Here is a 22,874-nt window from a genome sequence, read left to right on the forward strand (position 1 = left end):
CTCAAACAGCGTATAAACGGCATTAGGGCCAGAAGGAAGGCTGCACTTAACTGACATAAATGCAATTTCTTGATATACGCATTGAATATTCGATTATAGAATAGTCTATTTTGGACTATTTTTAAACAACCTTCAAGCTATCGGCTATCCAAAAGGGACGGCTGATGCAAAAGACTATCTACACGACGGAATACGCAGCATTCCTTGAAGCACTTCGTCGCGCACGAGAACAATCTGGTCTGACCCAAATAGAATTTGCTGCCCGGCTGAACGTTACTCAATCGTTTGTGAGTAAGTGCGAGCGAGGAGAAAGGCGGCTAGATATTGTTGAACTCCGTCACTGGTGTACGGCGTTGGGTATTACACTAATTCAGTTTTCGTCAACCTACGACGAAATGTGTAAAAAATAGCCTTACTTAAATGCATGGTAACCCCTCTATTGTAAGCCCCAAGCCATTGCGTTGCTGTTTCTTGCACTTCAGTAAGACTTTCAAGATCATCGCAAGCCAGCTATTCATAACGCACAGTTCGGTTATAACGTTCAATATATGCATTCTCTTGTGACTTCAGCAGGCCTACCTTAAAGACTACGTCATCCCAATCAATGGTGGATTTATCTACCTAGAATTGCGGATTTTTCGCGACGTAACCAGTCGCGTATAGCGTTTTAGCCAGATCGGCAATCCTGAATTTACGCTCAGTGAGCTCTCAATCCCTTGCAAAACTACTAAGTCGTTATCGTTTAAATAATGCTGTGCCTTAAATTCCTCAACAGCTTGCGGGGCCCTCAGCATAGGGCACACATGTGGCGATTCAAAATGACTGCACGTATACATAAGGTCTGAGGGGGTAGTGGCCTATCAGGTAAGGAGTGCTCAGTGTTAAAATGGAGTTAATTTGTAAATTAACCTGCCCGCCAATGGCGATGTATAAGAGAGAAGTTTTAATGAGTAAAGCCGCAGAAATACGTAAAAACCTAATTCGAAGGCACGTTAGCAAAGCGATTGCTGACTTCGCCATGATCGAAGAAGGCGACAAAATTATGGCGTGCATATCGGGAGGCAAAGATTCTTTCGTTATGCTGGATACATTGCTGCATTTGCAGCGCGTAGCGCCGATTAATTTTGAAGTGGTCGCGGTGAATTTGGATCAGAAGCAACCCGGGTTTCCTGAGCATGTGCTGCCTGATTACTTTAACGAGAAAAGTATCGATTATTTCATCATCGATAAAGATACCTATTCAGTCGTAAAAGAAAAAGTTCCAGAAGGTAAAACAACGTGTTCGCTCTGCTCAAGACTTCGCCGAGGCACTCTGTATGGCTTTGCTGAAGAGATCGGCGCGACCAAGATTGCGCTTGGGCACCATATGGATGACATTGTGGAAACTTTGTTTTTGAATATGTTCTTCCAAGCCAAGCTTAAGGCAATGCCGCCCAAGCTACTTGCGGACGACAAGCGCAATATCGTGATTCGGCCCCTAGCTTATTGTCGTGAGAAGGATGTCGCTAAGGTCGCTGCTGATCTAAATGTACCTATCATTCCTTGTAATCTTTGCGGCTCTCAAGAAAATCTGCAGCGGAAAAAAATTAAACAGATGATTTCTGACTGGGATGCTCTTGGTTCTAACTATGTCGAGAATATTTTTCATAGCATCCAAAATATTAGTCCTTCGCAACTTGCCGATACGAATCAATTCGACTTCGTGAATTTGTCCGTTGATCGCTCTACTGAGAAGCAGGAACACGAATTCGGAGGGGTAGAGGTATCGGCTTGTAGTAGCACTCTCCCATTTGAGGGGAGTGCATCAAAATTTGTAAAGATTCATCCGGTTAAATTTGACGTTTTGGAGGCCAAATGACCCTTAATTTAGCTTCGGAAACGATTTTCTTTACGATCTTCTCGTGTTTCGTAAAGGTTTATTCGGATATATGCCTCGCTTTTGCTAGGTTTGTCTCGTTATTGCAGCGTTTTTATCGCCTATACGGGAAGGACAGCTATACCATGCTGGATATCTTACTGGGCTTGCAAAAATCTGCGCCGATTAATTTTAGTATCGTTGCGGTTAATCTGGATCAGAAGCAGCCGGGCTTTCCAGAGGAAATCTTGCCGACGTATCTGGCTGGCATTGGTGTTGATTACCGGATTATCGAAGAAGATACCTACAGCATCGTCACCCGGGTGATTGAAGAAGGCAAAACCACCTGTAGCCTGTGTTCACGGCTGCGCCGTGGCATTTTGTATCGCGTAGCGGAGGAGATTGGTGCGACTAAGATTGCGCTAGGCCATCATCGTGACGATATCCTCAGTACGCTCTTCTTAAATATGTTTTACGGTGGCAAGCTGAAAGGCATGCCGCCTAAGCTGGTGTCGGATAATGGTAAGCATGTGGTGATCCGCCCGCTGGCTTATTGTAAAGAAAAAGACATTATTCGTTACGCCGATGCCCGTGAATTTCCTATTATCCCTTGTAATTTATGCGGCTCTCAGCCCAATTTACAGCGGCAGATTATTGCCGACATGCTGCGCGATTGGGATAAGCGCTTCCCTGGCCGCCTAGAAACCATGTTTACCGCCATGTGCAATGTAGTGCCTTCGCATCTGGCAGATCCCAAGCGTTATGACTTTGCCAATATCAAGGCCGACGGCCAGCCGCGTGATGACGGCGATAAGGCTTTTGATAAGGAAGTATTTAGCGATCCGGCCCGCATTTCGATTATGGACAGCCGTAAGCCAGTCCAGGTTGAAGCTGCTTGTGGAGATGCATAATGCTGGGTAGACGCACTCCCCGCCGTGGTGGCGATGAAATTATGATCGATGTTTCTGAGTCGCAAGGTATTCGTAAACTGCATTTCGGTGCAGACGATACGCAAAGCGCGATGCGGGTATCTGATCCGAATGAAATGATTCTTTCCTATTCGCGCTGCATGTTTGGCTATTTATTATTTACCGAGCTGCCTAAAACAGCGCTTTTGATCGGCTTAGGTGGCGGATCGATTGCCAAATGGGTGCATCACAAGCTAGTCGATACTAAGCTGACCTGCGCCGAGCTGCACCCGCAGGTGATTTCGGTGGCGCGCTCAATGTTTTGTCTGCCGCCTGATGATGATCGACTTGAAGTGTTGTGCACAGATGGTGCTGCCTATGTCTACAATATGGCAGAGGATTCAAGCGATTTGATTATGATGGATGCTTACTCGGCGACAGGCATTGCAGAGCCGCTCGCCACCGTTGATTTTTTCAATGCGTGCAAGCAAAGGCTGACCAATAGTGGTGTGCTGGCGGTGAATTTATGGGGGGCCGATCGTCGCTTTAACCATTATTTAGAACGCCTTGGAGAAGTTTTTGAAGGGCGGGTGCTGTGTTTACCTGCAAGGCAGAAGGGAAACGTGATTGCTTTTGCTTTTTGTTCGGGGCAGGGCAACCCAACTTGGGACAAGCTGGCAGAGCGTGCCAAAGTGCTTGAAACCCAGCTGGGGCTTGAGTTCCCAGAGTTTGTGAGTGATCTGTCCCGGATGAATCCGCACAATGACAGAAAACTATTTATATAAATTCTGCGATTAACTTCCAGTTTGCGAGCAATACCTGTTTCCAAGCAGGGTAGGATGTGGAAAAATCGAGTTAACTAAGCAATTTACGCAGGTAAGGATATGCTCGATCGTGATGGCTATCGGCCTAACGTCGGCATCATCATCATCAACCGGCAAAACCAGGTGTTCTGGGGTAAACGAGTGCGAGAGCATTCGTGGCAGTTTCCGCAAGGCGGTATTAAACAGGGTGAAACACCCGAACAGGCGATGTATCGCGAGCTGATGGAAGAAGTCGGATTAGGCCCTCAGCATGTTGAAATCATTGGCCGCACAAGGGACTGGTTGAAGTACGATGTGCCGACAAACTGGGTTCGCCGCGAATGGCGCGGTACGTACCGGGGGCAGAAGCAAATTTGGTTTTTGCTTCGCCTGACAGGGCACGATTCTGATGTGTGCTTGCGCCGCACTACGCATCCGGAATTTGATGCGTGGCGCTGGACAGAATATTGGTCACCTCTGGATTCGGTGATTGAATTCAAGCGTACGGTGTATGAATCTGCCCTTTTTGAACTGACGCGTTTCTTTGAAGAAGCACCTGAGCGTGTGGCTCGCGCCATGCGTTTTTCAGGCCACTAGTGCTTACCCAACGCGGGCTAAGGTTTTTTCTTAGTCCGCGTATCTCCCTCCGCTCTCATGCCCAATACCTCCTCCGCTTTTCACACTGAAATGCATTGGCGCTCTTTAGCGCTGCTGAATGCTTTTCGCCTGCTTTCCAATATCGGCATTTTTTGCAGCGTACTCTGGCTGGCTTATAAGCCACTGAATGACGTCAGCAGCTGGTATTCATTTCTTGCCCTTGCCGGTGTGGATAGCTTTTTAGTCTTGTTATTTGCTTTAGGTATTCGCCATCGGCGGCCTGGTTTTGAAATACAGCTCAGTATTCAGGTGGCCACAGATGTGTTGTTTATTGTTGGCCTGATGCATTTATTTGGTGGCTTGCGCAGCGGCATTGGCACTTTGCTGCTGCCTTATCTGGCTGCGGCAGGGCTGATCTCGCGCGGGAGGATGACTTTATTTCATGCTGCAATGGCAAGTATTGCGCTGTTAAGCGAGCAAACCTGGCAAATCTGGCAGGGTAATGCGAGCGCCAGCGATTACCTACCGCCTGCTTTATTATGTGTGGCTTCTTTTGCGGTGGCGTGGCTGGCGCATCGTCTGGCCCGGTTTGCTCAGGCCAGTGAGGCTTTGGCTGAACAGCGTGGTGTTGATCTGGCTAATCTGGGCCAGCTTAATCAGCGTATTTTGCAAGATGTGTCTGATGGCGTATTGGTGGTGGATGCAAATGGTGTGATCCGCCAGTGTAATGAGCAGGCGATTCGCTTAGCGGGCATGCGCCCAGAAGGGGTGTTATTACATGCCATGCCGGTGATCGCGGTGGCGCTTGCCCGCTGGCGGACCAATCCCTCAGACAGCCCCAATTTAATTACGACGGCTTTAACCCGTAAAACACTCAGGCCGCGTTTTATTTCGCTTTCAAATGATTCACATGGCAATGTGCTGATTTATTTAGAAGACTTAGATAAATTACGCAGAGAGGCTCAGCAATTAAAACTGGCCGCGCTGGGGCGTTTAACGGCTAATTTGGCGCATGAAATTAGAAATCCTTTGAGTGCGATTACGCACGCGGCACAGTTATTGGGTGAAGAAGCTGAGGATAATGCGCTGATACAGCGTTTAACCCGCATTATTGATGATAATGGCCAGCGCTTAGAGCGTATGGTGAAAGATGTGTTGGAGCTTAATCGCCGTGATCGCGTGCAAATGGTGCAGATTAAGCTGGCAGACTGGCTGACTGTTTTTGTAGAGCAATTCAGTATGCAGGAGGAAATTCATGTTGAGCTGGCCTTAGAGTGCCCGGCTCATGCTGAAATTCGTTTTGATCCGGGGCATTTGCATCAGGTGATGTGGAATCTGTCCCGCAATGGCTGGCGTTATTGTGAAAAAAGGGCGGGCAGCCTGAGTTTTAAAGTATGGAGGGAAAACGAACATTGGGTTCTGGATGTGCGTAATGACGGGCCGCCAGTCGCAGCAGATGCGCAAACACAGCTGTTTGAGCCCTTTTTTACCACTGAAACCAAGGGCACCGGTTTGGGCTTATATATCGCGCGTGAAATTTGTGCTGCCAATGGTGCCGTACTGGAATACGTTGCACCGCCTGAGCCGGGGACATGTTTCCGGATTGTGTTTGGTTATACCTATGGACAAAAGAATTTAATTTAAGCGGGCTGTGTTCCCGCCCCGGGAAGGGATAACTTTCTCTTATCGGTAAAATGGGGTTCTGTCTTGGCTTAGTCGCTAGAGTCACTTTAGCATCTTAAAATTTGCAGCTGCTTGTGCGTCAGGAGTGGTAATGGCTAAAAAAACCAATAAAAACAGTAAGCGTGTATTGGTAGTAGATGATGAGCATGATTTGGCTGAGCTGCTTGAGCTTACGCTGATCAAAATGGGCTTAGAAGTTGATTGTGCCTATGGCGTTCAAGATGCATGTGCAAGGCTGGATAACGTAGCGTATGACCTGTGCCTGACGGATATGCGTATGCCAGATGGTGAAGGGCTGGAAATCATTCGCCATATTCAGGATAAGGAAATGGACGTGCCTGTGGCGGTGATTACCGCCTATGGCAGTACAGATAATGCCGTGGCCGCGCTCAAAGCGGGCGCATTTGATTATCTGGCTAAGCCGGTTGCCCTAGATCAGCTGCGCTTATTGGTGAAATCGGCCTTAGCGCTTGACGATATGCCTGCATCCCAGGCGAGTGACCGCCCTTTATTGGGTGAGTCAGCCGCGATGCAGCATGCCTTAGAGCTGATTGCTAAATTAGCCAAGAGCCAGGCGCCTGTTTATGTCACAGGGGAATCCGGCTCAGGCAAAGAGCGGGCAGCACGTCTGATTCATGCCAGCTCCAGCCGTGCCAAGCAGCCTTTTGTGGCAGTAAATTGCGGCGCTATCCCGGAAAACTTAATGGAAAGCGAGTTTTTCGGTCACAAGAAAGGCGCTTTTACCGGCGCAAATGAAGACCGGGATGGTTTTTTTCATGCCGCTAATAGCGGTACTTTGTTTTTAGATGAAGTGGCGGATCTTCCGCTTGCGATGCAGGTTAAATTATTGCGGGTCATTCAGGAACGCAAGGTAAGAAAACTTGGAGCCACCGTTGAGGAGGCGCTGGACGTGCGGATTATCTCTGCCACGCATCAAAGCCTGAGCCAGTGTGTGGAAGCGGGGCGCTTCAGGCAGGATTTATATTACCGGCTGAATGTGATTGAGCTGCGTATGCCCGCATTAAGGGAAATGGGTAGCGATGTTTTAGTGATTGCTCGGCATGTTTTAGCGCGGGTAGCTAAATTAAACGGGCAGAAATTACCTGATTTTGCGCCTGATGCCCTTACTGCACTGCAGCGTTATGATTTCCCCGGTAATGTGCGCGAGCTGGAAAACGTCCTAGAGCGAGCTTTGGCGCTAGCGGATGGCCATGCGATTACGGCGGCCGATTTACAGCTTAGCCTGAGCGATCATGAGGTAGAAGAAGGGCTGGATTTGGGGGATAAATTCCCCTTGCAGGATTACCTAGACCGGGTAGAAAAGCAGGTGATTTTAGAGGCGCTTGAAAAAACACGTTTTAATCGTACTCAGGCCGCTAAAATACTGGGCCTCACATTTCGCAGCCTGCGTTATCGCTTAGACCGGCTGGGGATTCAGTAATTGATGCGTTACCAAGCGCGCCCGACGGACTGTAAGCCGGATAAGGAAGTAAACATGCAATTTGATGCGCAAGGCTGGTGTAATCAGGCGCGTATTGTACCCAGCCCCAATTGCGATGCCCGCGCACCCGGGATGGCCGTGGATATGGTGGTGATTCACAATATTCATTTACCGCCGGGCCAGCCTTTTGGCGGGGATGATATTGAGCGCTTATTTACGAACTCTCTGGATACAGCTAAACATCCGTCATACGATGAGTTGTCTGAGTTGCGGGTGTCAGCGCATTTTCTGATTCGTCGCAATGGGGAGTTGTTGCAATTTGTACCCTGCTCAAAAAGGGCCTGGCATGCGGGTGTTTCCAGCTGGCAGGGCAGGGAGCGTTGTAATGATTTTTCGATAGGAATCGAGCTAGAAGGCTCTGATTTTGTGCCGTTTGAAGCCGCTCAGTATCAGAAGCTAAACGCGCTGCTGAAGGTTTTATCGGCACAATACCCATTAGAACATTTGCTGGGACACAGCCAGATTGCACCGGATAGAAAAAGCGATCCTGGGCCTTTTTTTGATTGGACTCGTATTGCACTGCCGCAAGATTTGTCCAAAAAGTCAGCTGTTTTGCAAAAGCCAGCGTTATAATCCGCCGACCTTCTGTTAGGCCACAATAAAATATGTCTTCAGCATCAAGTTTGGATCGCGATCCAAAAAAAATAGCCGGTTTGGCCATCGGAGCGATCGGTGTCGTTTATGGCGATATTGGTACCAGCCCGCTCTATACACTTAAAGAATGTTTTAACCACGCAGAACTGACTCTGTCTGCTTTTAATGTTCTGGGTATTTTATCCCTGATTTTTTGGGGTCTGATGCTGGTCGTGTCTTTGAAATACGTTGTTTTCATTTTGCGCGCGGATAACCGTGGCGAAGGCGGCGTGTTGTCTCTGATGGCTTTAGCACTACGCTCTGCTGCCCCGGGGTCAAGAAAATACGCGATCATTGTGGGCCTTGGCCTCTTTGGAGCTGCTTTGTTCTACGGTGACAGCATGATTACCCCTGCGGTATCGGTGCTTTCAGCCTTAGAAGGGATTGGAGTGATTTCGCATCAGCTGGATGCCTATATTATTCCTGTCACGATTATTGTCCTGATTGCATTGTTTATGATGCAGGCAAGGGGCACCGCCAGCATTGGGAAGCTGTTTGGCCCGGTCATGCTGGTCTGGTTTGCTATTCTTGCTGCGCTTGGTATTTGGAACATTATTAAATCCCCAGATGTGCTGGCTGCGATGAACCCAATTCATGCGGTGCATTTTTTTGCCGCTGAGCCCGGTTTGGCTTTTGTGTTGCTGGGTGCCGTGGTGCTGTCCCTGACAGGGGCTGAGGCGCTGTATGCAGATATGGGCCACTTTGGCCGGCCAGCTATCCGCTACGCATGGTTCTTACTGGTGCTGCCTGCTCTGGTTTTAAATTATTTTGGCCAAGGGGCTTTGCTTTTACACAGCCCGGAGGCCATTAAAAATCCATTTTTTCTGATGGCTCCCGCTTGGGCTTTAGCACCATTGGTGGTGCTGGCAACCTGCGCCACTGTGATTGCATCGCAAGCGGTGATATCGGGTGCGTATTCGATGACCAGCCAAGCAGTACAGCTTGGTTTCTGCCCCCGTATGGACATCCAGCATACGTCTGAGAATGAGATTGGCCAGATTTATATCCCACAAATTAACTGGTTTCTGCTGGTTTCAGTGATTTTGCTGGTGCTGGCGTTTCGCACTTCCAGCAATCTGGCTGCAGCCTATGGCTTTGCCGTGACCTGCACGATGGTCATTACCACCCTGCTGGCGTTTATTGTGTTGGGGCGTGATGCTTCCACGCTTAATCGTGTGCTGATCTGGTTTGTGCTCGCCTTTTTATTGGTGATTGATCTGGCCTTTTTCTCTGCCAACTTGCTCAAGCTGCACGAAGGCGGCTGGTTCCCGCTGATGATCGGGCTGATGGTGTTTGCTTTGCTGACAACATGGAAGTACGGCCGCAAGCTCTTGAGTGAGCGTATGCACGATGGTGAGCTGCCTCTGGCTGGTTTTGTAGAAGCACTGGAAGCAAGCCCGCCTCAGCGTGTAGAAGGCACGGCTATCTTTATGACGGCAAGTACCGATTCGGTGCCGCATGCTCTTCTGCATAATCTGAAACACAATAAAGTGCTGCACGAGCGTGTGGTGTTTATGACCGTGCTGACGACAGATATTCCTTATGTCGCAGCCAGAGAGCGGGTGGTGGTGCGTAAATTAGGTGAGAGCTTCTGTCAGATTATTGCTACTTACGGCTTTAAAGAAGAGCCAAGCGTGCCGGCTATTTTGGCCCAGGTAGAGCAATTACAGCCAGAGCTGGTGTTTGACAGCATGCAGACCTCTTATTTCCTTTCAAGAGAAACCATTGTCGAGGCCAAGTATCCTGCGATGAGCTGGTGGCGCAGAAATCTCTTTAGCATCATGAGCCGTAATGCAACGCGTGCGACTAACTTCTTTAAGATCCCGCCCAACCGGGTGGTTGAGATGGGAATGCAGGTAGAGATTTAAGTACTCTTTGCTTGCTCAAATCAAAAAAGCGCGGCCCATGGGTCGCGCTTTTTACTTGCTGCTGATTTGAGGCATCAATGCTTAGATTTCAACTTGCCTAGGTACTGCTGGGTTGATAAACCGCTGGCCGTCGAGCAGCTTTTTATACATTTCAGGATCTTTCCATTCTGCCTGGCACTGCTCTGAAAACACCACATCCTCTAAGCGAATAATGCCCATGCGCTCATTGATTGCATCGGCACGGAAAGCTTGCGCGTAGCCGGTATCGGTTTCGTGGGCGATGACAGAGTGAAGAGTGACATCGGCTTCGCCATTGGCCATTACTGTTTGCTGCAGTAACGCATCGATAATCACAAAAAACATACGGGCAAATTGCTCGGCAGATGGCGATACCGGCATGGCAATCCAGCGGGTAGAGAATTGCTTGCACAGGCGGATATATTCCGCGTCGTCTTTATCCCAAAAGCACACCGCGTGATCAAAGGCATCGACTACATCGCGGATCGTGCCTTTCATTAGGCCAAAGTCATAAACCATCTGGCCGTGATCAAGCGCATTCGCTTCCAGTAGCACTTCAACACGATAACTATGCCCATGAATCGAGCTGCGGCAGCGCTCGCTGGAGCAGTTGCGCACGATATGTGCATTTTCAAATTTAAACAGTTTACGAATTAGCATAATGAATGGCAGGTCAAAGAGTCAGTTCGGTTTCTATCAGATGCAGCGCAGATCAGCAAGGTATTGATCACAATCGCTTTTTGTATAGGTCCACTTGGGGGCTTTTTTTAAGTCCATTCATTAGAAATTGCTGATTTTTTTGTAAGACGTTTTGCCGGAAGGGTATTGCCCATCCGAAGCAACAGCTAACGAAAGAATTGGGAAAGTATTCCAAGTGTTTTATGGGGGATTAATGCGGGCTGCGGCAAGTGTTGTATCAAAAAAACCTCTTTTTTTCTGATTTAAACTACATGTAGTGTCGATGTATAACTACATTGCTTGAATGTCATTTCTTTCGTTGAGAGATTTTTTTGTTCGAATTATCGATAAAATTCAGATGGTTGTGTTTTTTTGTATTGGATGTTCTGAAAAGAAAAATTCTGCGCTGTGTAGTTTTTTTATATCTGGGCTGGGCTTGTTTGTTTTTCTGCTTGTGAAAGGAGAAGAGACTATTGACATGGTAAATACGCTAGTGGCTAATCTCAGTTACGTATCATTTAGTTGTTTTCAGAAGTACTCTGTAGATAGCTATCTTACGTAATTATTACAAAAATAATAGATCCGTATTTGCAGTATCAATACCACTTGATACTGACAGATAACGCCAATTCATAAGATGGATGGAGAGTTAAACTATGTCGCAATTTAGTCGCTTTATGCTGGCGGCCATTCCGGCCGCCTTTGTTGCAGCTCAGGCTTTTTCTGCACCCGCGTGGACGGCCTCCGGCACTTATACTGCCGGGCAGACCGTAAGCTATGCTGGGAAAGATTGGAAAGCTAAATGGTGGACGCAGGGCAATGTGCCAGGCGCAGAGCAGTGGGGGCCTTGGGAGTTGATTGCTGGTGGAACACCAACACCAGCTCCAACGCCGGTACCAACACCGGTACCAACACCCGTTCCCACTCCAGTACCAACACCCGTTCCAACACCGGTTCCAACACCAGCTCCAACACCGGTTCCAACACCAGCTCCAACACCGGTTCCAACTCCAGTACCAACTCCAGTACCAACACCTGCACCGACTCCAGCGGGCTGTTTTTTAGCATGGTCGTCAACCACCGCTTATTCGGGTGGACAAAGTGTGACCTATGCAGGGCGCAACTATAAAGCACAGTGGTGGACACAGGGCGATGTACCGTCCAGCAATGTAGGTGCAGGCAAGCCTTGGCTGGATCTGGGAGCTTGCGGTTCTACGCCAACACCAACACCAGTGCCGACACCGGTTCCAACACCGGTTCCAACGCCAGTACCGACACCTGTCCCAACACCGGTTCCAACACCAGTACCGACACCAGTACCAACGCCGGTTCCAACACCCGTTCCTACTCCAGCTCCAAGCGTTGCTTGTCAGCCTGAAGGTTTGGTTACTGACGTTGCAAATGTGCCTTACTGCGATGTGTACGATGTGAATGGTCGTGAGAAGCTGCCAAATAATATGAAGCGTCGTTCGATCGGCTACTTCACTAACTGGCGTAATTCAGGCCCGAACTCCTATCTGGCCGCCGATATCCCGTGGAATGACATTACCCACGTGAACTACGCCTTTGCTCATATCGATAGCAATTGGCAAGTTTCGGTAGGTAACACCGCAGATCCAAAGAACTCCGCAGTTGGTATAACGTTTGATGATAAAAAAGGTGATCCTAAATACGCGCTGGATAACAGCCTGCCGTACAAAGGTCACTTCAATATGCTGCACAAAAACGCGCCTAAGGGCGTGAAGCTGCTGTTGTCGGTGGGCGGCTGGGCAGAAACAGGGGGTTACTTTAACGATGCCGATGGTCGGACCGTCAGCGGTGGTTATTACGCGCTGACGAATGATGCGGCCACGGGTGCGGTTCGTCAGGACAGAATCGATATTTTTGCTAAGTCTGCAGTTGAGTTCCTTCAGAAGTATGGCTTTGATGGGATCGATCTAGATTACGAATACCCAACTTCTATGAATGATGCGGGTAATCCAGAAGACTGGAAAATCGGCAATGCGCACCGTGGTGAGTTGTGGAAAGGCTATATGGCCCTGACCAAAACACTGCGCACTGAGCTGGATAAAGCCTCCGCAGCAAAAGGTAAGTACTACATGCTGACGATTGCTTCGCCATCATCAGGCTATTTGCTGCGCGGTATGGAAGCCATGCAGGCCGTTAAGTATCTTGATTACGTCAATATGATGACTTATGACTTGCACGGCGCATGGAACCACTTCGTGGGCCACAATGCCGCTCTGTATGACACGGGTAAAGATAATGAAATCGCCGATGCCAAAATTTATTCCGGTGGCGATGCACATTATTACAACTCGCAAGGCTATCTGAATATTGATTGGGCTTATAAATACTTCCGCACCGCGCTTGCAGGTGGCCGTATCAATATCGGCCTGCCGTACTACACCCGTGGCTCGCAAAATGTAACGGGCGGCACCAATGGTCTGTGGGGTATTTCTGCTCTAGCCGATCAGAAAAAATGCTACCTCGGTACCGGTGGTAATTTAGGTCCTGATGCTTTGAGTGCAAAAGCGGGCGCACCTTGCGGCCTTGGCGCTCAGGGGATTGATAATCTGTGGTTTGACCGAGATGCAGATGGCAATGAAATGTACGCAGGGGTGAATCCACTGTGGCACGTAAATAATCTGCGAGATGGCCTGAGTGCACCTTACTTTACTCAGTACGGCCATGATCAAAGCCGCCCTGAAGCAAAAGTACGTGGCACTTATCAAGAAAACTACGATGATGTGGCGAAATCTTCCTGGTTATGGAACCCAACCACCAAAGTGTTCTTGTCCACGGAGAATGAGCAATCCTTTGCTGCCAAAGTTCAGTATGCAATTGATCAGGGCGCTGGCGGTATCATGTTCTGGGAAATGGCAGGGGATTACAGCAAGCCATCAGAAAATGGCTTGGGTTATTACTCTATGGGCAGCACGCTGACTAAGTTGGCTGCTACTAAAATGCGTGCTGCGGCTCCATATGGCATCAAAGCAGGGGATGAGAAGTTTGCTCAACCTGCTGAACTGCTAGATGTGGCTGTTGATATGGTTGGTTACAAGCCTAAAGGCGATGATAACTATCCACTCGCAATTGGCCTGAAGCTGAAAAACAACTCTAAAGTTGACCTGACCGGCGCGAAAGTAGCGTTTAACGTTGCACCATCAACACCACTGATTCCATCTGAAACGCAATACCTCAAGCCTAGCGATCCACCAGCAGGCAATGGTGTTGAAAACTTAGTGGATATATATAGTGGTGGAACATGGACTGCAGTTACGGCCGGCAGCAAATCAGGCAACGTCGGCGGTCTGCCAGATGGCTTCCATCGCTTAACGTATGCAATGAAAGAATCAGGCTGGGGCGTTGCAGACTTTAGCGCAGGCAAAACCATCACCATCGGCATGCGTGTGTTTATGCCGCTGACTGTACCAAGCAATATCACCATCACCCTGCCAAACGGCAAAGTGTATGGCATCAAACGCTGAGTTCCGCTTAATTTAAGCGTATTTAGCCAACAAAACCGCCACGAGTCTCTCGTGGCGGTTTTGTTTTGTACTCTGGATTCATGAATCGCCATAAATCAAAGCGTTTTATACTGTTACGCATAACACTACAAATCAAACACTTAGCCTATTGCTACGATTTTATTGCACGCTAGTGGTTGACGTCACAGGCCTAGGGCCGTATATTTCGGCCTCTCGCTGCAGCACACACAGCAACACGGTGATGTCACAGACGAGGCGATCTTTAAAAAAATACAGTCGATGAGTGTGAGTGCTTGATTCGGAAGCGAAACAAGTGCTTACATGAGTAAGGTGCATTCAGCGATGGATGTGCCGAATAAAGTAAGTCAGTAAGTACTAGCTTAGTGATTAAACTAAAGAGTTTGATCCTGGCTCAGATTGAACGCTGGCGGCATGCTTTACACATGCAAGTCGAACGGTAACAGGGTGCTTGCACCGCTGACGAGTGGCGAACGGGTGAGTAATATATCGGAACGTACCTAGTAATGGGGGATAACTATCCGAAAGGATAGCTAATACCGCATACGCCCTGAGGGGGAAAGAGGGGGATCGCAAGACCTCTCGTTATTAGAGCGGCCGATATCAGATTAGCTAGTTGGTGAGGTAAAGGCTCACCAAGGCCACGATCTGTAGCGGGTCTTAGAGGACGATCCGCCACACTGGAACTGAGACACGGTCCAGACTCCTACGGGAGGCAGCAGTGGGGAATCTTGGACAATGGGCGCAAGCCTGATCCAGCAATGCCGCGTGCGTGAAGAAGGCCTTCGGGTTGTAAAGCGCTTTTGTTCGGGAGGAAATCCTAGTGGCTAATATCCATTGGGGATGACAGTACCGGAAGAATAAGGACCGGCTAACTACGTGCCAGCAGCCGCGGTAATACGTAGGGTCCAAGCGTTAATCGGAATTACTGGGCGTAAAGGGTGCGCAGGTGGTTGATTAAGTGTGATGTGAAAGCCCCGGGCTCAACCTGGGAATTGCATTGCAAACTGGTCAACTAGAGTATGGCAGAGGGGGGTGGAATTCCGCGTGTAGCAGTGAAATGCGTAGAGATGCGGAGGAACACCGATGGCGAAGGCAACCCCCTGGGCTAATACTGACACTCATGCACGAAAGCGTGGGGAGCAAACAGGATTAGATACCCTGGTAGTCCACGCCCTAAACGATGTCTACTAGTTGTTGGGGAATTCGTTCCTTAGTAACGCAGCTAACGCGTGAAGTAGACCGCCTGGGGAGTACGGCCGCAAGGCTAAAACTCAAAGGAATTGACGGGGGCCCGCACAAGCGGTGGATGATGTGGATTAATTCGATGCAACGCGAAAAACCTTACCTAGCCTTGACATGTCAAGAATCCCTGAGAGATTGGGGAGTGCCGCAAGGAACTTGAACACAGGTGCTGCATGGCTGTCGTCAGCTCGTGTCGTGAGATGTTGGGTTAAGTCCCGCAACGAGCGCAACCCTTGTCCTTAGTTGCTACCATTTAGTTGGGCACTTTAAGGAGACTGCCGGTGACAAACCGGAGGAAGGTGGGGATGACGTCAAGTCCTCATGGCCCTTATGGCTAGGGCTTCACACGTCATACAATGGTCGGTACAGAGGGTTGCCAAGCCGCGAGGTGGAGCTAATCTCATAAAACCGATCGTAGTCCGGATTGGAGTCTGCAACTCGACTCCATGAAGTCGGAATCGCTAGTAATCGCGGATCAGCATGTCGCGGTGAATACGTTCCCGGGCCTTGTACACACCGCCCGTCACACCATGGGAATGGGTTTCACCAGAAGTAGGTAGGCTAACCGTAAGGAGGCCGCTTACCACGGTGGGATTCATGACTGGGGTGAAGTCGTAACAAGGTAGCCGTAGGGGAACCTGCGGCTGGATCACCTCCTTTCAAGAGAAGACTTTTGGATTGAGTACTCACACTCATCGACTGTAGGTTTAGGGATTGTTGATTAGGATTCAGAATTGATGTGATTTAATAAAGTCACATTTATTCTGGTTTCTAAAATCAGCAAGACAGTAACTTGATCTTTAAAAAAATAGAAGAAGTAATACTCAAATTTAGAAATAAATAAGGGTAGATTGTATCAAAATCGATTGTTCGAAGTCAGAACTGAATAATCGATGTCGCAAACAAAGCGAAATCAGATACTTCGAATTGTATTAACTTTGTTGATACGTGTTTGAGGTTATAGGATCAAGCGACTAAGTGCATCTGGTGGATGCCTTGGCGATGATAGGCGAAGAAGGACGCGTTAGCCTGCGAAAAGCACGGGGGAGCTGGCAAATAAGCATTGATCCCGTGATATCCGAATGGGGAAACCCGGCCCTTTTGGGTCATCCATGACTGAATACATAGGTCATGAGAAGCGAACTCGGCGAACTGAAACATCTAAGTAGCCGAAGGAAAAGAAATCAACCGAGATTCCCAAAGTAGTGGCGAGCGAAATGGGAAGAGCCTGCATGTGATAAATCAAACTTTAGTGGAACAGTCTGGAAAGTCTGGCGACAGTGGGTGATAGCCCCGTACACGAAAAAGATTGGTTGGTACTAAGCATGCGACAAGTAGGGCGGGACACGAGAAATCCTGTTTGAAGATGGGGGGACCATCCTCCAAGGCTAAATACTCATCATCGACCGATAGTGAACCAGTACCGTGAGGGAAAGGCGAAAAGAACCCCGGGAGGGGAGTGAAATAGAACCTGAAACCGGATGCATACAAACAGTGGGAGCCCTTGCAAAATGGGGTGACTGCGTACCTTTTGTATAATGGGTCAGCGACTTACGTTCAGTAGCAAGCTTAACCGAGTAGGGGAGGCGTAGGGAAACCGAGTCCGAATAGGGCGCATAGTTGCTGGGCGTAGACCCGAAACCAAGTGATCTATCCATGGCCAGGATGAAGGTGCGGTAACACGCACTGGAGGTCCGAACCCACTAATGTTGCAAAATTAGGGGATGAGCTGTGGATAGGGGTGAAAGGCTAAACAAACTTGGAAATAGCTGGTTCTCCTCGAAAACTATTTAGGTAGTGCCTCATGTATCACTGACGGGGGTAAAGCACTGTTATGGCTAGGGGGTCATCGCGACTTACCAAACCATGGCAAACTCTGAATACCGTCAAGTGCGAGCATGGGAGACAGACTGTGGGTGCTAACGTCCATGGTCAAGAGGGAAACAACCCAGATCGCCGTCTAAGGTCCCAAATAATCAGTTAAGTGGAAAACGAGGTGGGAAGGCATAGACAGCCAGGATGTTGGCTTAGAAGCAGCCATCATTTAAAGAAAGCGTAATAGCTCACTGGTCGAGTCGTCCTGCGCGGAAGATGTAACGGGCTCAAACTGATAACCGAAGACGCGAATATGCACGATGTGCATATGGTAGAGGAGCGTTCCGTAGGCCTGCGAAGGTGTCTTGAGAAGGATGCTGGAGGTATCGGAAGTGCGAATGCTGACATGAGTAGCGATAATGCGGGTGAAAAGCCCGCACACCGAAAACCCAAGGTTTCCTGCGCAACGTTCATCGGCGCAGGGTGAGTCGGCCCCTAAGGCGAGGCAGAAATGCGTAGTCGATGGACAACGGGTTAATATTCCCGTACCGATATAAAGTGCGATGGGGGACGGAGAAAGGTAGGTCAGCCCACTGTTGGAATAGTGGGTTTAAGCGAGTAGGCGTGTGGCTTAGGCAAATCCGGGCTGCTTTAACGCTGAGACGTGACGACGAAGTCTTCGGACTGAAGTGATTGATCCTATGCTTCCAAGAAAAGCCTCTAAGCTTCAGCTTATATTGACCGTACCGCAAACCGACACAGGTGGGTAGGAAGAGAATTCTAAGGTGCTTGAGAGAACTCAGGAGAAGGAACTCGGCAAATTATCACCGTAACTTCGGGAGAAGGTGAGCCCATATTAGGTGAAGGCCCTTGCGGCTGGAGCTGACATGGGTCGCAGAGAAATGGGGGCTGCGACTGTTTATCAAAAACACAGCACTCTGCAAAGTCGAAAGACGACGTATAGGGTGTGACGCCTGCCCGGTGCTGGAAGATTAAATGATGGGGTGCAAGCTCTTGACTGAAGTCCCAGTAAACGGCGGCCGTAACTATAACGGTCCTAAGGTAGCGAAATTCCTTGTCGGGTAAGTTCCGACCCGCACGAATGGCGTAACGATGGCCCTACTGTCTCCTCCTGAGACTCAGCGAAGTTGAAATGTTTGTGAAGATGCAATCTCCCCGCTGCTAGACGGAAAGACCCCGTGAACCTTTACTGTAGCTTTGCATTGGACTTTGAAGTGGTTTGTGTAGGATAGGTGGGAGACATTGAAGCATGGACGCTAGTCTGTGTGGAGTCGTCCTTGAAATACCACCCTGACCCCTTTGAGGTTCTAACCTTGGTCCGTTATCCGGATCGGGGACCGTGCATGGTAGGCAGTTTGACTGGGGCGGTCTCCTCCCAAATTGTAACGGAGGAGCTCGAAGGTCGCCTAGGTACGGTCGGACATCGTACTGATAGTGTAATGGCATAAGGCGGCTTAACTGCGAGACAGACAAGTCGAGCAGGTGCGAAAGCAGGACATAGTGATCCGGTGGTTCTGAATGGAAGGGCCATCGCTCAACGGATAAAAGGTACTCCGGGGATAACAGGCTGATTCCGCCCAAGAGTTCACATCGACGGCGGAGTTTGGCACCTCGATGTCGGCTCATCACATCCTGGGGCTGTAGCCGGTCCCAAGGGTATGGCTGTTCGCCATTTAAAGTGGTACGTGAGCTGGGTTCAAAACGTCGTGAGACAGTTTGGTCCCTATCTGCAGTGGGCGTTGGAAATTTGAGGGGGGCTGCTCCTAGTACGAGAGGACCGGAGTGGACAGATCTCTGGTGTACCGGTTGTCACGCCAGTGGCATCGCCGGGTAGCTAAATCTGGAAGAGATAAGCGCTGAAAGCATCTAAGCGCGAAACTCGCCTCAAGATGAGATTTCCCCAAGGCTTTAAGCCTTTTAAAGGGTCGTTCGAGACCAGGACGTTGATAGGTCGGGTGTGGAAGCGCAGTAATGCGTTAAGCTAACCGATACTAATTGCCCGTAAGGCTTGATCCTATAACCTGAAGCGCGTGTGTGCGACGGTATAATCTACCCAGATTAGAAAACTAGATTTGAAATGTAAGACATTACTTCTTCTATTGAACTGAACGCGTTGCAGAGTAGTAAGTGCAACGAGTTAACCCGTTAAAGTCTGGCGACCATAGCGAGGTGGTCCCACTCCTTCCCATCCCGAACAGGACAGTGAAACACCTTAGCGCCGATGATAGTGCAGATTACCTGTGTGAAAGTAGGTCATTGCCAGACACCCTAAGCCGTACCAAGACCCCCGTACTCGAAAGAGGCGGGGGTTTTGCTTTGCGCGGAAGAAATGCGCGCTGTAGCTTAACGATAAGCACCAGAGGTTTGCGTGTTGGGTTACGCGATAAACCGTATGTGTCCAGCGTGACAACCTGGTTGGGCGCTCTGATGTGAATTGGCCGCGTAGCGGTAGCAATTCATCAATCCGACTATTCGGCCAGATTGGCCGTTTTTCCAGCGTTTCTTTGAGCCACATTAAGGGCTCTAGTCATTCAGTTTATTAATCGGCGTCCAATACCACTCTGGTTTGTGCAGCTACTGGCGCTGCTGGACTGGACAACGCATTGCTGTGAAATACTTGAAACGGGAAATGATTTGTTCTGGTTTAAATAGCGAAAAACGGGAAAAAAACGGACTGCCAAACTGGCAACATTTGGACGCTGATTGACAGTCTGAAACACGCCATTGATTTCGACGTGTTCGTGGCTCCAAGGTTGGCAAGCCTCGCTAGGTGTAAAGGCCGGCGGAACAAGCTCTGCTTGCTGCCGGGAGCGATGACGCTGGACTTCCATTGTCTAACGAAACGATAAAGTTTCTAAATGCATGATTATTTCACGGAAATGAAAGTAATTTGGTTGCGGCGAGTCTTTGGCTTGAGTGTGTGTGGCTGAAATATAGAAAAATAGATTTACTTAAAATCAATCACTTAGCGACTTACTTCGTTTTATCTTGCTCAGGGTGTTGACCGAATGGGGCCCCGCCGGTATAGTTCGGCCTCTCGCTGCAGCACACACGGAAACGGAGTGATGCAGGTAGCGAGAACGATCTTTAAAAAAATACAGTCGATGAGTGTGAGTGCTTGATTCGGAAGCGAAACAAGTGCTTACATGAGTAAGGAGCAACCAGCGATGGTTGCTCTGAATAAAGTAAGCCAGTAAGTACTAGCTTAGCGATTAAACTAAAGAGTTTGATCCTGGCTCAGATTGAACGCTGGCGGCATGCTTTACACATGCAAGTCGAACGGTAACAGGGTGCTTGCACCGCTGACGAGTGGCGAACGGGTGAGTAATATATCGGAACGTACCTAGTAATGGGGGATAACTATCCGAAAGGATAGCTAATACCGCATACGCCCTGAGGGGGAAAGAGGGGGATCGCAAGACCTCTCGTTATTAGAGCGGCCGATATCAGATTAGCTAGTTGGTGAGGTAAAGGCTCACCAAGGCCACGATCTGTAGCGGGTCTTAGAGGACGATCCGCCACACTGGAACTGAGACACGGTCCAGACTCCTACGGGAGGCAGCAGTGGGGAATCTTGGACAATGGGCGCAAGCCTGATCCAGCAATGCCGCGTGCGTGAAGAAGGCCTTCGGGTTGTAAAGCGCTTTTGTTCGGGAGGAAATCCTAGTGGCTAATATCCATTGGGGATGACAGTACCGGAAGAATAAGGACCGGCTAACTACGTGCCAGCAGCCGCGGTAATACGTAGGGTCCAAGCGTTAATCGGAATTACTGGGCGTAAAGGGTGCGCAGGTGGTTGATTAAGTGTGATGTGAAAGCCCCGGGCTCAACCTGGGAATTGCATTGCAAACTGGTCAACTAGAGTATGGCAGAGGGGGGTGGAATTCCGCGTGTAGCAGTGAAATGCGTAGAGATGCGGAGGAACACCGATGGCGAAGGCAACCCCCTGGGCTAATACTGACACTCATGCACGAAAGCGTGGGGAGCAAACAGGATTAGATACCCTGGTAGTCCACGCCCTAAACGATGTCTACTAGTTGTTGGGGAATTCGTTCCTTAGTAACGCAGCTAACGCGTGAAGTAGACCGCCTGGGGAGTACGGCCGCAAGGCTAAAACTCAAAGGAATTGACGGGGGCCCGCACAAGCGGTGGATGATGTGGATTAATTCGATGCAACGCGAAAAACCTTACCTAGCCTTGACATGGTTGGAATCCCTGAGAGATTGGGGAGTGCCGCAAGGAACCAATACACAGGTGCTGCATGGCTGTCGTCAGCTCGTGTCGTGAGATGTTGGGTTAAGTCCCGCAACGAGCGCAACCCTTGTCCTTAGTTGCTACCATTTAGTTGGGCACTTTAAGGAGACTGCCGGTGACAAACCGGAGGAAGGTGGGGATGACGTCAAGTCCTCATGGCCCTTATGGCTAGGGCTTCACACGTCATACAATGGTCGGTACAGAGGGTTGCCAAGCCGCGAGGTGGAGCTAATCTCATAAAACCGATCGTAGTCCGGATTGGAGTCTGCAACTCGACTCCATGAAGTCGGAATCGCTAGTAATCGCGGATCAGCATGTCGCGGTGAATACGTTCCCGGGCCTTGTACACACCGCCCGTCACACCATGGGAATGGGTTTCACCAGAAGTAGGTAGGCTAACCGTAAGGAGGCCGCTTACCACGGTGGGATTCATGACTGGGGTGAAGTCGTAACAAGGTAGCCGTAGGGGAACCTGCGGCTGGATCACCTCCTTTCAAGAGAAGACTTTTGGATTGAGTACTCACACTCATCGACTGTAGGTTTAGGGATTGTTGATTAGGATTCAGAATTGATGTGATTTAATAAAGTCACATTTATTCTGGTTTCTAAAATCAGCAAGACAGTAACTTGATCTTTAAAAAAATAGAAGAAGTAATACTCAAATTTAGAAATAAATAAGGGTAGATTGTATCAAAATCGATTGTTCGAAGTCAGAACTGAATAATCGATGTCGCAAACAAAGCGAAATCAGATACTTCGAATTGTATTAACTTTGTTGATACGTGTTTGAGGTTATAGGATCAAGCGACTAAGTGCATCTGGTGGATGCCTTGGCGATGATAGGCGAAGAAGGACGCGTTAGCCTGCGAAAAGCACGGGGGAGCTGGCAAATAAGCATTGATCCCGTGATATCCGAATGGGGAAACCCGGCCCTTTTGGGTCATCCATGACTGAATACATAGGTCATGAGAAGCGAACTCGGCGAACTGAAACATCTAAGTAGCCGAAGGAAAAGAAATCAACCGAGATTCCCAAAGTAGTGGCGAGCGAAATGGGAAGAGCCTGCATGTGATAAATCAAACTTTATGGAACAGTCTGGAAAGTCTGGCGACAGTGGGTGATAGCCCCGTACACGAAAAAGATTGGTTGGTACTAAGCATGCGACAAGTAGGGCGGGACACGAGAAATCCTGTTTGAAGATGGGGGGACCATCCTCCAAGGCTAAATACTCATCATCGACCGATAGTGAACCAGTACCGTGAGGAAAGGCGAAAAGAACCCCGGAGGGGAGTGAAATAGAACCTGAAACCGGATGCATACAAACAGTGGGAGCCCTTGAAAAATGGGGTGACTGCGTACCTTTTGTATAATGGGTCAGCGACTTACGTTCAGTAGCAAGCTTAACCGAGTAGGGGAGGCGTAGGGAAACCGAGTCCGAATAGGGCGCATAGTTGCTGGGCGTAGACCCGAAACCAAGTGATCTATC

General features: G+C 49.2%; 10 protein-coding genes, 5 rRNA genes and 2 pseudogenes. 15 read left to right on the plus strand and 2 right to left on the minus strand.

Features of this window, described 5'->3' with window-relative positions:
• Positions 1–164 precede the first annotated feature (164 nt).
• Positions 165–410, plus strand: coding sequence for a helix-turn-helix domain-containing protein (locus tag DYD62_RS18685; protein WP_115228884.1), 246 nt, complete (start codon positions 165–167; stop codon positions 408–410).
• Here the strand turns inward: DYD62_RS18685 and DYD62_RS24110 are convergent.
• Positions 361–561 (minus strand): annotated as a pseudogene (locus DYD62_RS24110) (integrase core domain-containing protein); the annotation flags it as partial. The gene DYD62_RS18685 and the pseudogene DYD62_RS24110 sit on opposite strands and share 50 nt — an antisense overlap.
• A 385-nt stretch (positions 562–946) precedes the next feature.
• On the opposite strand from DYD62_RS24110, the gene ttcA (DYD62_RS18690) reads away from it, so the two are divergent.
• From ttcA (DYD62_RS18690) to DYD62_RS18725, 8 genes and pseudogenes are all read left to right on the plus strand, one after another.
• Entirely contained in the window at positions 947–1,858 is a 912-nt protein-coding gene (gene ttcA, locus DYD62_RS18690; RefSeq protein ID WP_207916819.1) for a tRNA 2-thiocytidine(32) synthetase TtcA, read from the plus strand.
• A 125-nt stretch (positions 1,859–1,983) separates the two neighbouring features.
• Positions 1,984–2,766: pseudogene (gene ttcA / locus DYD62_RS18695) on the plus strand (tRNA 2-thiocytidine(32) synthetase TtcA); the annotation flags it as partial.
• A complete protein-coding gene (locus DYD62_RS18700; RefSeq protein ID WP_115228887.1) occupies positions 2,766–3,548 on the plus strand; it encodes a fused MFS/spermidine synthase in 783 nt (260 codons plus the stop codon). The pseudogene ttcA (DYD62_RS18695) and the gene DYD62_RS18700, both read left to right, overlap by 1 nt.
• A 99-nt stretch (positions 3,549–3,647) precedes the next feature.
• Positions 3,648–4,163: an RNA pyrophosphohydrolase gene (locus DYD62_RS18705; protein ID WP_099399856.1), complete on the plus strand. Its 516-nt coding sequence runs from the start codon at positions 3,648–3,650 to the stop codon at positions 4,161–4,163.
• 57 nt (positions 4,164–4,220) lie between these two features.
• Positions 4,221–5,807 carry a sensor histidine kinase gene (locus DYD62_RS18710; RefSeq protein ID WP_115228888.1) on the plus strand — a complete coding sequence of 529 codons (1,587 nt, stop codon included), beginning with the start codon at positions 4,221–4,223 and terminating at the stop codon, positions 5,805–5,807.
• Positions 5,808–5,937: 130 nt separating this feature from the next.
• Positions 5,938–7,287 (plus strand): sigma-54-dependent transcriptional regulator, encoded by a 1,350-nt coding sequence (locus tag DYD62_RS18715; protein ID WP_115228889.1) that lies wholly within the window; start codon positions 5,938–5,940, stop codon positions 7,285–7,287.
• A gap of 54 nt (positions 7,288–7,341) precedes the next feature.
• Positions 7,342–7,920 (plus strand): 1,6-anhydro-N-acetylmuramyl-L-alanine amidase AmpD, encoded by a 579-nt coding sequence (gene ampD, locus DYD62_RS18720; RefSeq protein ID WP_207916821.1) that lies wholly within the window; start codon positions 7,342–7,344, stop codon positions 7,918–7,920.
• A gap of 32 nt (positions 7,921–7,952) precedes the next feature.
• Positions 7,953–9,848: a potassium transporter Kup gene (locus DYD62_RS18725; RefSeq protein ID WP_115228891.1), complete on the plus strand. Its 1,896-nt coding sequence runs from the start codon at positions 7,953–7,955 to the stop codon at positions 9,846–9,848.
• 81 nt (positions 9,849–9,929) lie between these two features.
• Here DYD62_RS18725 and DYD62_RS18730 read toward each other — a convergent pair whose 3' ends face one another.
• Positions 9,930–10,526, minus strand: coding sequence for a 6-pyruvoyl trahydropterin synthase family protein (locus DYD62_RS18730; protein ID WP_115228892.1), 597 nt, complete (start codon positions 10,524–10,526; stop codon positions 9,930–9,932).
• A gap of 674 nt (positions 10,527–11,200) precedes the next feature.
• Here DYD62_RS18730 and DYD62_RS18735 point away from each other — a divergent pair.
• From DYD62_RS18735 to DYD62_RS18765, 6 genes are all read left to right on the plus strand, one after another.
• Positions 11,201–14,035, plus strand: a complete 2,835-nt coding sequence (locus DYD62_RS18735; protein WP_115228893.1) for a glycosyl hydrolase family 18 protein — start codon at positions 11,201–11,203, stop codon at positions 14,033–14,035.
• 389 nt (positions 14,036–14,424) lie between these two features.
• Positions 14,425–15,958: ribosomal RNA gene (locus DYD62_RS18740) — 16S ribosomal RNA — on the plus strand.
• 304 nt (positions 15,959–16,262) lie between these two features.
• Positions 16,263–19,150, plus strand: a 23S ribosomal RNA gene (locus DYD62_RS18745).
• A 135-nt stretch (positions 19,151–19,285) separates the two neighbouring features.
• A 5S ribosomal RNA gene (gene rrf / locus DYD62_RS18750) occupies positions 19,286–19,399 on the plus strand.
• A 949-nt stretch (positions 19,400–20,348) separates the two neighbouring features.
• Positions 20,349–21,882 (plus strand): 16S ribosomal RNA (locus DYD62_RS18760).
• 304 nt (positions 21,883–22,186) lie between these two features.
• Positions 22,187–22,874 (plus strand): 23S ribosomal RNA (locus tag DYD62_RS18765); the annotation flags it as partial.

The sequence above is a fragment of the Iodobacter fluviatilis genome (assembly GCF_900451195.1).
Classification (GTDB): Bacteria; Pseudomonadota; Gammaproteobacteria; order Burkholderiales; family Chitinibacteraceae; genus Iodobacter; species Iodobacter fluviatilis.

Excerpts from the sequence above, each read along its gene's own strand:
- DYD62_RS18715 (WP_115228889.1), top strand. The coding sequence starts at position 5,938 with ATGGCTAAAAAAACCAATAAAAACAGTAAGCGTGTATTGGTAGTAGAT.
- ampD (WP_207916821.1), top strand. The coding sequence starts at position 7,342 with ATGCAATTTGATGCGCAAGGCTGGTGTAATCAGGCGCGTATTGTACCC.
- DYD62_RS18735 (WP_115228893.1), top strand. The coding sequence starts at position 11,201 with ATGTCGCAATTTAGTCGCTTTATGCTGGCGGCCATTCCGGCCGCCTTT.
- DYD62_RS18710 (WP_115228888.1), top strand. The coding sequence starts at position 4,221 with ATGCCCAATACCTCCTCCGCTTTTCACACTGAAATGCATTGGCGCTCT.
- DYD62_RS18700 (WP_115228887.1), top strand. The coding sequence starts at position 2,766 with ATGCTGGGTAGACGCACTCCCCGCCGTGGTGGCGATGAAATTATGATC.
- DYD62_RS18685 (WP_115228884.1), top strand. The coding sequence starts at position 165 with ATGCAAAAGACTATCTACACGACGGAATACGCAGCATTCCTTGAAGCA.
- DYD62_RS18730 (WP_115228892.1), bottom strand. The coding sequence starts at position 10,526 with ATGCTAATTCGTAAACTGTTTAAATTTGAAAATGCACATATCGTGCGC.
- ttcA (WP_207916819.1), top strand. The coding sequence starts at position 947 with ATGAGTAAAGCCGCAGAAATACGTAAAAACCTAATTCGAAGGCACGTT.
- DYD62_RS18705 (WP_099399856.1), top strand. The coding sequence starts at position 3,648 with ATGCTCGATCGTGATGGCTATCGGCCTAACGTCGGCATCATCATCATC.
- DYD62_RS18725 (WP_115228891.1), top strand. The coding sequence starts at position 7,953 with ATGTCTTCAGCATCAAGTTTGGATCGCGATCCAAAAAAAATAGCCGGT.